General features: G+C 72.3%; 13 protein-coding genes. 8 read left to right on the top strand and 5 right to left on the bottom strand.

From position 1 onward, the window contains the following. The 3 genes from C1I93_RS24360 to C1I93_RS24350 form a co-directional block, all read right to left on the bottom strand. Positions 1-405: PLD nuclease N-terminal domain-containing protein (locus C1I93_RS24360; protein ID WP_111245620.1), on the bottom strand; the 405-nt coding region annotated here is incomplete at its 3' end. A 30-nt stretch (positions 406-435) separates the two neighbouring features. After that, positions 436-747 (bottom strand): DUF202 domain-containing protein, encoded by a 312-nt coding sequence (locus C1I93_RS24355; RefSeq protein ID WP_111245619.1) that lies wholly within the window; start codon positions 745-747, stop codon positions 436-438. Beyond that, positions 747-1,133, bottom strand: a complete 387-nt coding sequence (locus C1I93_RS24350; RefSeq protein ID WP_111245618.1) for a YidH family protein — start codon at positions 1,131-1,133, stop codon at positions 747-749. The genes C1I93_RS24355 and C1I93_RS24350 overlap by 1 nt, the downstream gene beginning before the upstream one ends. 41 nt (positions 1,134-1,174) lie before the next feature. On the opposite strand from C1I93_RS24350, the gene C1I93_RS24345 reads away from it, so the two are divergent. From C1I93_RS24345 to C1I93_RS24330, 4 genes are all read left to right on the top strand, one after another. Further along, on the top strand, positions 1,175-1,972 hold the full coding sequence (locus tag C1I93_RS24345; protein WP_111245617.1) for a GNAT family N-acetyltransferase: 798 nt from the start codon (positions 1,175-1,177) through the stop codon (positions 1,970-1,972). Beyond that, positions 1,969-2,391, top strand: a complete 423-nt coding sequence (locus tag C1I93_RS24340) for a hypothetical protein (protein WP_111245616.1) — start codon at positions 1,969-1,971, stop codon at positions 2,389-2,391. The genes C1I93_RS24345 and C1I93_RS24340 overlap by 4 nt, the downstream gene beginning before the upstream one ends. A 125-nt stretch (positions 2,392-2,516) precedes the next feature. Then, complete coding sequence (locus C1I93_RS24335) at positions 2,517-3,296, top strand: electron transfer flavoprotein subunit beta/FixA family protein (protein ID WP_111245615.1); 780 nt, start codon at positions 2,517-2,519, stop codon at positions 3,294-3,296. Between the two features lie 12 nt (positions 3,297-3,308). Next, positions 3,309-4,268, top strand: a complete 960-nt coding sequence (locus C1I93_RS24330; protein ID WP_111245614.1) for an electron transfer flavoprotein subunit alpha/FixB family protein — start codon at positions 3,309-3,311, stop codon at positions 4,266-4,268. Between the two features lie 102 nt (positions 4,269-4,370). On the opposite strand, the gene C1I93_RS24325 is transcribed toward C1I93_RS24330, so the two are convergent. Then, on the bottom strand, positions 4,371-5,129 hold the full coding sequence (locus C1I93_RS24325) for an anti-sigma factor (protein ID WP_111245613.1): 759 nt from the start codon (positions 5,127-5,129) through the stop codon (positions 4,371-4,373). Then, a complete protein-coding gene (locus tag C1I93_RS24320) occupies positions 5,083-5,685 on the bottom strand; it encodes an RNA polymerase sigma factor (protein ID WP_111245612.1) in 603 nt (200 codons plus the stop codon). The genes C1I93_RS24325 and C1I93_RS24320 overlap by 47 nt, the downstream gene beginning before the upstream one ends. A 301-nt stretch (positions 5,686-5,986) precedes the next feature. Here C1I93_RS24320 and C1I93_RS24315 point away from each other — a divergent pair, with 301 nt between their 5' ends. The 4 genes from C1I93_RS24315 to mnmA all read left to right on the top strand — a co-directional run. Continuing rightward, positions 5,987-6,817 (top strand): DUF4397 domain-containing protein, encoded by an 831-nt coding sequence (locus C1I93_RS24315; protein WP_111245611.1) that lies wholly within the window; start codon positions 5,987-5,989, stop codon positions 6,815-6,817. Further along, positions 6,814-7,479: a class F sortase gene (locus tag C1I93_RS24310; RefSeq protein WP_111245610.1), complete on the top strand. Its 666-nt coding sequence runs from the start codon at positions 6,814-6,816 to the stop codon at positions 7,477-7,479. The genes C1I93_RS24315 and C1I93_RS24310 overlap by 4 nt, the downstream gene beginning before the upstream one ends. 61 nt (positions 7,480-7,540) lie before the next feature. After that, a complete protein-coding gene (locus tag C1I93_RS24305) occupies positions 7,541-8,716 on the top strand; it encodes a cysteine desulfurase family protein (RefSeq protein WP_111245609.1) in 1,176 nt (391 codons plus the stop codon). 53 nt (positions 8,717-8,769) lie between these two features. Beyond that, a partial coding sequence (gene mnmA / locus C1I93_RS24300; protein WP_111245621.1) for a tRNA 2-thiouridine(34) synthase MnmA occupies positions 8,770-9,838 on the top strand: 1,069 nt, incomplete at its 3' end.

The following is a 9,838-nucleotide window of genomic DNA, read 5'->3' as shown; positions in this document are numbered from 1 at the left end:
GGGGCGGGGTTCTTCGCGTGGGGGGTCGCCCTCGCGTTTGCGGAGGTCGTCCTCGCGGCGACGGAGGTCCTCCTCCCAGCGGCGGAAGAGCTCCTGGTCCTCCTTGCGGGAGCGTTCCTCGATGCCGCGGAGGAACTCGGGATCGTCGTCCGGCGCGAGCGGCCGGGTCGGCCGGTGCGGGGCCTGACGGTTGCCCGCCCATCCGCCGGTGCCGGCGACCTTGCGCTCACGTCCAGCGACGAACCAGGCGATCGAGCCGACCAGCGGGAAGAACAGGATGATCAGCACCCAGGCGATCCGGGGCAGATGACGGATGTCGTCTTCCTCGGCGGAGAGGCAGCTGATCAGGGCGCAGACGGCGAGGACGATCTGCACCACGAAGAGAAGGATGTACAGCCGGGCCATGTACCCATCATGTCCTACCCGGCAGGCTGGTCACAGCCCGTGCACCACGAGCAGGACGCCGAGTCCCGCGAATCCGGCGGTGGCGAGCGCCGCCGCGGCCAGCGTACGACCGCCGGTGTGGGGTCTGCTGGTGCCGCTGGCCCGCCGCCAACAGAGCGTGACGACGGCTGCCCAGCCGAGCACGGCCACCACGGCCACCACGGCCACCGACGCCCCGGACGGGCCAGCGGTGAGCGCGAGCCGGACGGTCAGCAGCAGCACCACTGTCATCGCCAGCGCGCTGCGTCGCCAGGCCAGCCGGGTCCGTTCGGCCTGCAAGCCGGGATCGCGGGTGTCGGTCATCAGTTGACCGCGCCCACCAGCACCGCCGCGACCAGCAGCAGCGCGCCGAGACCGACGACGAGGGCGAGTACGGCCGGGAACCGGGACGCGGGCAGTTCCCGGCCCAACCGGATGGCTCGTTCGGTGCGTGCCCAGTGGTCGACCGCCCGGATCGCCACCGCGCCGCCGAGCAGCAGCAGCGACACGGAGATCGCCTCGCGCAGGTGCACCAGCGGCATCCTCGGCAGGAACTGCGCGGCGGCCAGCCCGCCGGCGACAAGCGCCAGCCCGGTACGCAGCCAGGCCAGGAAGGTGCGCTCGTTGGCCAACGAGAAGCGGTAGTCGGGGGTGGTGCCCACCGACCGCAGCTCCTGGGGGTCGAACCAGTTCTTGATCAATTGCCACACGATGGTGATTATCCGGTGCGAAGCGGGAATAGCCTGGAGACATGACGGATCTTGACGCGACCACGCTGCGGGCGGCGTACGACGCCCAGTTGCGCCCGGACCTGCCCGACCCGCTGCCCGACGGTGTCGTGGTGGAGCCCGACGGTCCGGTTTTCCGGGTGCTGGGTCTGGATCAGCGGGGCATGGTGACCTACCGCGATCTCGGCGGGATGACTGGGGCCGATCTCGACCGGCTGATCGCGCGGCAGGTGGCGGTGGCCCGGGAGCGGAGCGAGCCGGTCGAGTGGAAGCTGCACGGCCATGACGAACCGGCCGACCTGCCGCAACGGTTGGGCGAAGCGGGCTTCGCGCCGGAGGACGAGGAGACCGTCATGGTCGGCCCGGTCGCGCCACTGGCGTCCGCGCTGCCGGTGGTGCCGGACGGCGTACGCCTGCGGGAGGTGACCTCCCGGGCGGATCTGGACCGGATCGCGCAACTGAAGACGCAGGTGTGGGGGCGCGACCTGTCCGGCCTGGCCGAGGCGCTGGAGCGGGAGCTGGCCGCCGACCCGCAGGCGATCACGGTCGTGGTGGCCGAGGCGGCGGAGACGGTGGTCAGCGCGGCCTGGGTTCGGTATCCGACCGACAGCACGTTCGCCACCCTCTGGGGTGGCTCGACCGAGCCGCAGTGGCGGCGGCAGGGGATCTACCGGGCGCTCGTCACCTACCGGGCCCGGCTCGCCGGGCAGCGCGGCAGGACGCTGTTGCAGGTCGACGCCTCCGCCGAGAGTCGCCCGGTGCTGGGGCGGCTCGGGCTCGTACCGGTCACTACCACGACACCCTACGTCTACACTCCGTGATCATGGCGCAACCGCTGACGGACGAGGAGAAGCTGACCCTCAAGACCGGCGCCTTCGGCGCGGTGTTCCTGGTCGCCAACGCCGATCCGGGGATCTTGGCCCTGTTCCGGGAGAGCTTCGCCGCCGCCGGGGCGTTCGCCGACGCGCGCGGCGTGGTGCGGGAGGCGTTGACCGGCGGACCGTTGCCGAGGCTGCCGCGGGACTCGGCGCTTGAGGTCGAGTCGGTGGCGCTGCCGGCGCTGCGCCGGGCGGTGGAGATCCTGGCCGCCAAGGCGCCGGAGCAGGTGCCGGTCTTCCGGTCGGTGGTGCTGGCCGCCGCCGATCGCGCGGCCCGGGCCCACGACGGTGTCAGCCCGGCCGAGTCCGAGGTCATCGACCGGGTCAGGGGCGCACTGGGCACCAATGCTACTGGCAGGTAACATTGCGCCGTGGGCAACTGCACAGCAGCCCGTGGTTGACCTAACGGTGACTCAGGGGCGAGGCTGCGCCCCAACAGACCAGGTGAATGATCACACCACCACAGCAGGAGGGTCGTCGAAGCGCGATGAATATCGTCGTACTCGTCAAGCAGGTGCCCGACTCGGGCGCGGACCGCAACCTGCGTTCTGACGACAACACCGTCGACCGCGGTTCGGCGAGCAACGTCATCAACGAGATGGACGAATACGCCATCGAGGAGGCGTTGAAGATCAAGGAAGCGCACGGCGGCGAGGTGACCATCCTGACCATGGGTCCGGACCGGGCCACCGAGTCGATCCGCAAGGCGCTGTCGATGGGCCCGGACAAGGCGGTGCACGTGGTGGACGACGCCCTGCACGGCTCGTGTGCGGTGGCCACCTCCAAGGTGCTCGCCGCGGCGCTGAGCCAGCTCGGCGCGGACCTGGTGCTGTGCGGCTCGGAGTCGACCGACGGCCGGGTGCAGGTGATGCCGCACATGCTTGCCGAACGGCTCGGCATCGCGGCGCTGACCGGCGCCCGCAAGCTCACCGTCGACGGCACCACGCTGACCGTGGAGCGGCAGACCGAGGAGGGCTACGAGGTGGTCACCGCCTCGACCCCGGCGATCGTCTCCGTGTGGGACACCATCAACGAGCCGCGGTACCCGTCGTTCAAGGGCATCATGGCCGCCAAGAAGAAGCCGGTGCAGACCCTGGCCCTGAGCGACCTGGGCGTGGCCGCCGGTGAGGTGGGCTTCGACGGCGCGACGAGCGTCGTGGTCGAGCACAGCAAGCGCCCGCCGCGATCGGCCGGGGTGAAGGTCACCGACGAGGGTTCCGGCGGCGTCCAGCTTGTCGAGTTCCTCGCCACCGAGAAGTTCGTGTGAGGGGTGTGGGACATGTCTGAGGTTCTCGTCGTCGTCGAAGCCACCCGGGAATTCGGCGTCAAGAAGGTCACCCTGGAGATGCTGACCCTGGCCCGGGAGCTGGGCACCCCGTCCGCGGTGGTGCTCGGCGGTGCCGGCGCCGCCGACGCGCTCGCCGGCAAGCTGGGCGAGTACGGCGCGGAGAAGATCTACGCGGCCGAGGGTGCGGAGATCGACGGCTACCTGGTGGCGCCGAAAGCCACAGTGGTGGCCGAACTGGTCCAGCGGGTGCAGCCGGCCGCCGTGCTGCTCGCCTCCTCTCAGGAGGGCAAGGAGATCGCCGCCCGGCTGGCCGTCAAGCTGGACAATGGCATCCTGACAGACGTGGTCGGCCTGGCCGCCGACGGCACCGCCACCCAGGTGGTCTTCGCCGGCTCGGCGATCGTCAAGTCCAAGGTCACCCGGGGCCTGCCGCTGGTCACCGTCCGGCCGAACTCGGTGAACCCGACGCCGGCCGCGGCGAGCCCGGCGGTCGAGCAGCTCACCGTCACCACCACCGACGCCGACAAGCTGGCCAAGGTGGTCGAGCGGGTGGCCGAGCAGAAGGGCTCCCGCCCGGAGCTCACCGAGGCCGGCGTGGTCGTCTCCGGCGGCCGTGGCGTCGGCAACGCGGACAACTTCAAGCTGGTCGAGGAGTTGGCCGACCTGCTCGGCGGCGCGGTCGGCGCGTCCCGCGCGGCCGTCGACTCCGGCTTCTACCCGCACCAGTTCCAGGTTGGGCAGACCGGCAAGACCGTCTCCCCGCAGCTCTACGTCGCGCTGGGCATCTCCGGCGCGATCCAGCACCGGGCCGGCATGCAGACCTCGAAGACCATCGTCGCGGTCAACAAGGACGGCGAGGCGCCCATCTTCGAGCTTGCCGACTTCGGCGTGGTCGGCGACCTGTTCAAGATCGTGCCGCAGGCCGCTGAGGAGATCCGCAAGCGCAAGTGACGCGTACGCGCCGAAGCCGTCGACCGGACATCCGGGCGGCGGCTTCGTCGTCTGCGCCGAGGGAGCTGATCGGCGGGCCGGGGAGCTGATCCGGCCCGCCGATCAGCCCGTCAGGGAGCCCCTCAACAGGCTGTCGCCGGAGTGGGCGGTGTTGTTGTCGAACTCCTCGGCGGAGACGTCGACAACAGAGTATTGCGCCAGGTCGACGTTGGGTGGCAACGGTAGCAGCACGTCAGGTCCACTACCGAGCACGCCGACCGAGAACATCTCCATGTTCTGTGGGTTGATCAGCCATACCTCGTAATACCCCGGTACGGCCGGGAGATTCGTCACGTGCAGGTGCAACTCGCCGTTGCCGAGCACGCGGGCGTCACCCCGGGCCGCCGGCGGGGTCGAGCCGTACGCCACGAGCGTGGCGCGGGCCGTCACCGCCTGCTCTGGTGGCGCCTCCTCGCGCAGCACGGCGACGGTGCCCACCACTGCGAGCGCGGCCGCGGCGACCGCGGTGACCGCGTACCGGGACCAGCGTGCCCGTCGGGCCCGGCGCGGTGCTGGCGCGGCGGCGGGGGGCGGCGGGTCGTCGGCACGCTCTGCCGCGACCGGCTGCCCTCGGCCCGGCACCAGCGTGGGCAGTTGCTCCGCCGCCCGGATCTCGGCCGTGATGCCCTGCCAGAGGTGCTCCGGCGGGTCGGGCAGGTCACGCAGATCCTGGGTGGCGGCACCGAGACCGGCGACGTGGCGCAGGCTGTCCAACTCGTCCCGGCAGGGCGGGCAGGCATCGAGATGGGTGCGGTCGGAATCGTCCGCCGCACTCTCACCGAGCGCCAGAAAGACCAGCCGGTCGTGCTCCAGGTGCGGCACCGTCCACCTCCCATCTGCGCTTCAGGCTTGCCATGCCCCGCCGGATGTGACTCTTCACCGTGCCCAGTGGCACCCCGGTCACCGCCGCGATCTGTTGGTGGGTCAGGTCGTCGAAGAAGGCCAGTTCGAGCATGCGTCGCTGTTCGTCCGGCAGCCGCGCCAACTCGTCGGCCACCACCAGCCGGTCTACCACCGTGTCCGGATCGCTGCCGCTGGGCGCCGGGTCGGGCAGCTGGCGTACGGTCTCGACGACCCGGTGCTCCCGGGCGGAGGAACGCAGCCGGTCGATGACCTTGCGCCGCGCGATCCCCAGCAGCCAGCCGACGAGCGAACCCTTCGTCGGATCGAAGGTCTCCCGGCCCAGCCAGGCGGCCACGAAGGTGGCCTGGGTGACGTCCTCCGCGTCGCTGCGGTTGACCAGGGTGCTGGTGGCCAGGTGGAGAACGGCCCGGCCGTAGCGGTCGTACGCCTCGCGCAGCGCCGGTTCGTCACCGGCGCGGAAGCGATGGGCCAGCTCGTCCTCGGGGGCGCCCGGCTCCTGCCGGGTGTCGCTCACGAGACGGCCTGCCTGGTTGGCGGCATACCCGACTGTAGCTCGCACCACTGCCGTCCCTTCTGCCAGCCCAACGGCCCCACGAGCGGTCGGCCAACGGCCCCACGAGCGGTCGGCCAACAGGCCCCACGAGCGGTCGGCCGGAGGGCCCCGCGACCTCTTTTCGTCTGCGCGGTGCCTGCCGGATGCGGTGGCGGACGAAAAAAGAAAGTCGCCTCCGGCCGCATCCGGGTGGCGAGGTGCCGGCGTAACTCGGGGTGCACAGCAAGCCTGACGAACCAGCACGAAACATCAGGAGGCAGACATGCAGCTCGCGTACCTTCGTCGCGCCGCCGCGGGTGGCGCGGTCGCCGCGCTGACCTTCGTCGGCACCGGCATCGCGACGGCGACCCCCGCGTACGCCGCCGACGCGAAGGTCTCCGTGGTCCACGGCATTCCGGACACTCCGGTCGACGTCTACGTCAACGGGGAGCGGACCCTGGAGAACTTCGAGCCCGGCGACGTGGCGGGCCCGCTGGACCTGGCCGAGGGGAGCTACGACATCGCCCTCACCAAGCCCGGTGAGCCGATCGAGCAGGCCATCCTCACCGTGGACGACGCCGAGGTGCCGGGCGGGGCGAACATCAGCATCGCCGCCCACCTCGACGCGGATGGCGAGCCCACGATCACCCCGTTCGTGAACGACACCGCCAAGGTCGACGCCGGCAAGGCCCGGCTGATCGTCCGGCACACCGCCGCCGCGCCCGCGGTGGACGTCCGGGCCGGTGGCAGCCCGGTCTTCGAGGACCTGACCAACCCGAACGAGGCCAAGGCCGACGTGGACGCGGGCAGCGTCTCGGCGGACGTGGTGCTGGCGGGCACCGAGACAGTGGCGATCGGGCCGGCCGATCTCGACCTGCGCGAGGGCACGGCCACGATCGTCTACGCCATCGGCTCCGCCGAGGCGGAGAACCTGAGCGTGGTGGCGCAGACCATCACCGGTCTGCACTCGGCGCCCTCCGGGGTGCCGAGCGGCACCGGCGGCCAGGCCGACACCGGCCTGGGTCTCTGGTGGTACGCGCTGGCCGGTACCGGAGTCCTGCTGCTGGTCGCGGGCGGGGCGCGAGCGGCTGTCGTCCGGTCCGGCCGCCGGTGACCGTGGTCAACCGTGGGGCGCTGGCGGCGGTTGCCGCCGGCGCCGCCGCGCTCGCCGTCGCGGCGGTGGTGGCCGTGGTGTCCCGACCGGCCGGCAGCGTCGGCGCCGAGCAGGCCGCCGCCCTGGCCGGTCCGAGCCCGTCGGTCACCGGACCGCCGGCCGCCGGATCTCCGGTGGTGGTGGCCCCGGGGACGCTGCCCGACGCCGCCGAACCCGTGCCGCCGGTCCGGCTGCGGATCCCCGCGATCGAGGTCACCGCCCGGGTCAACCCGGTAGGCGTGAACCAGCGCAGCGGGGAGTTCGAGGTGCCGCCGAGCGTCGACGAGATCGGTTGGTACCGCTACGGTCCCGGGCTCGAAGCGGAGGCCGGCTCGGTGGTGATCGCCGGCCACGTCGACAGTGCCGAGCAGGGCAAGGGCGCCTTCTACCGGCTGCGGGAACTCACACCTGGCGACACCCTGACCGCCACCGGTGACGACGCAACCGAGCGGACCTACCGGGTGGTCGCCCGGGAGGAGTACGACAAGCGGAAGATCCCGTTGGAGCGCTACTTCGCCCGCGACGGCCGGCCGCGACTGACCCTGATCACCTGTGGTGGGCCCTTCGACGCCGAGGCCCGCCGGTACCGTGACAACATCGTCGTGACCGCGGTACCGGTCTGACGTCGACGACACCTCATCCGGCCTGCGGTCGGCGCGGGCGAGGTCGTTAGGCTGGGCGGTGATGGCTTACCTGGATCATGCCGCGACGACGCCGATGCTGGACGAGGCGCTCGAGGCGTACGTCGCGACCGCCCGCGAGGTCGGCAACGCGTCCTCCCTGCACGCGTCGGGTCGACGGGCCCGCCGGCGGGTGGAGGAGTCGCGGGAGCGGGTGGCCGCTGTCCTGGGGGCCCGGCCGTCCGAGGTGATCTTCACCGGGGGCGGCACGGAGAGCGACAACCTCGCGGTCAAGGGCATCTTCTGGGCCCGCCGGGACGCCGACGCGCACCGGGACCGGGTGGTCTCCAGCGCTGTCGAACACCACGCCGTGCTCGACGCGGTGGAGTGGCTGAGCCGGCATGAGCAGGCCGAGTTGGGCTGGTTGCCGGTCGACGACGCGGGGCGGCTGCACCCCGAGGCGCTCCGCGCCGAACTGGCTGAGCACGGCGACCGGGTCGCCCTGATCACCGCGATGTGGGCCAACAACGAGGTGGGCACCGTCCAGCGGATCGGCGAGCTGGCCGCCGTCGCCGCCGAGTACCACGTGCCGTTCCACACCGACGCCATCCAGGCGGTCGGCCAGATCCCTGTCGACTTCGCCGCCAGCGGGGTCGCCGCGCTCACCGTGACCGGTCACAAGCTCGGCGGCCCGGCCGGTGTCGGCGCGCTCCTGCTCGCCCGGGACGTGGCCGCCGTGCCGCTGCTGCACGGCGGCGGGCAGGAACGTGACGTGCGTTCCGGCACCCTGGACACCGCAGGCATCGTGGCCTTCGCGGTCGCCGTCGAGGCCGCGGTCAAGGGCCAGCAGGAGTACGCCGCCCGGGTCGCCGCGCTCCGCGACGACCTGGTCCGGCGGGTCCGGCAGGCGGTGCCCGAGGTGGTCTTCAACGGCGACCCGACCGACCGCCTGCCCGGTAACGCGCACTTCTCCTTCCCCGGCTGCGAAGGCGACGCCCTGCTGCTCCTGCTCGACGCCCAGGGCATCGCCTGCTCGACCGGATCGGCCTGTTCCGCCGGGGTGGCCCAGCCCTCGCACGTGCTGCTGGCCATGGGGGCCGACGACGACCGGGCCCGTTCCTCGTTGCGCTTCTCGCTGGGCCACACCAGCACCCCCGCCGACGTCGACGCGCTCATCGCCGCCCTCCCGGCGGCCGTCGACCGGGCCCGTCGCGCCGCTGCCCCGCGTACGCCTCGCTGACCCGGCTGGTCCGGGCGGAGATAGGCTCGACAGGTGAAGGGAGCGTGGTCCGGGTGAGGGTGTTGGCGGCGATGTCCGGCGGGGTGGACTCGGCCGTGGCGGCGGCGCGGGCGGTGCAGGCCGGCCACGACGTCACCGGCGTGCACCTGGCGCTGGCCCGCAACCCGCAGACGTACCGCACCGGGGCGCGGGGCTGCTGCACCCTTGAGGATTCCCGCGACGCCCGTCGCGCGGCCGACGTGCTCGGCATCCCGTTCTACGTCTGGGACATGGCCGACCGGTTCCACGCCGACGTGGTCGACGACTTCGTCGCCGAGTACGCGGCCGGGCGTACGCCCAATCCGTGCCTGCGCTGCAACGAGAAGATCAAGTTTGCCGCGGTGCTGGACCGGGCGGTGGCCCTGGGTTTCGACGCCGTGGTCACCGGCCACCATGCCCGGCTCGGCCCCGACGGCCTGCTGCGGCGCAGCGTCGACGTGGCCAAGGACCAGTCGTACGTGCTGGCCGTGCTGACCCGGGAGCAGTTGGAGCGCTCGATCTTCCCGCTCGGCGACTCGACGAAGGCGCAGGTCCGGCAGGAGGCGGCGCGCCGGGGCCTGGCGGTCGCCGACAAGCCGGACTCGCACGACATCTGTTTCATCGCCGACGGCGACACCCGTGGCTTCCTGGCCCAGCGGCTCGGCGAGGCCCCCGGTGACGTGGTCGACGCCAGCACCGGCGCCGTGGTGGGTCAGCACGCCGGTGCGTACGCGTACACCGTCGGTCAGCGCCGCGGGCTGCACCTGGACCGCCCGGCCCCGGACGGCAAGCCGCGATACGTGCTCTCGATCACCCCGAAGACCAACACCGTGACCGTCGGACCGGCCGAGGCGCTGGAGGTCTCCGAGGTCTGCGCCACCCGCCCGGTCTGGACCGGCGGCCCGCGCCCGGAGACCCCGATCGAGTGCGAGGTGCAGTTGCGCGCCCACGGCGCGGTGGTCCCCGCCACCGTGACCGTCACCGCCGACACCCTCCACGCCGACCTGCACCGCCCGGCCCGTGGCATCGCCGCCGGCCAGGCCATCGTGGCCTACCGCCCCGACCCCGCCGGCGACATCGTCCTAGCCTCCGCCACCATCACCC

This window comes from Micromonospora endophytica (genome assembly GCF_003236305.1).
Taxonomy (GTDB): Bacteria; Actinomycetota; Actinomycetes; order Mycobacteriales; family Micromonosporaceae; genus Micromonospora; species Micromonospora endophytica.
Note: the sequence above shows the minus strand (reverse complement) of the source record. Positions and strands in the feature narration are given on the sequence as shown.

Bases quoted from the DNA above. Each gene is read 5' to 3' on its own strand.
- C1I93_RS24355 (WP_111245619.1), bottom strand. From the start codon at position 747: ATGACCGACACCCGCGATCCCGGCTTGCAGGCCGAACGGACCCGGCTG.
- C1I93_RS24345 (WP_111245617.1), top strand. From the start codon at position 1,175: ATGACGGATCTTGACGCGACCACGCTGCGGGCGGCGTACGACGCCCAG.
- C1I93_RS24335 (WP_111245615.1), top strand. From the start codon at position 2,517: ATGAATATCGTCGTACTCGTCAAGCAGGTGCCCGACTCGGGCGCGGAC.
- C1I93_RS24330 (WP_111245614.1), top strand. From the start codon at position 3,309: ATGTCTGAGGTTCTCGTCGTCGTCGAAGCCACCCGGGAATTCGGCGTC.
- C1I93_RS24315 (WP_111245611.1), top strand. From the start codon at position 5,987: ATGCAGCTCGCGTACCTTCGTCGCGCCGCCGCGGGTGGCGCGGTCGCC.
- C1I93_RS24305 (WP_111245609.1), top strand. From the start codon at position 7,541: ATGGCTTACCTGGATCATGCCGCGACGACGCCGATGCTGGACGAGGCG.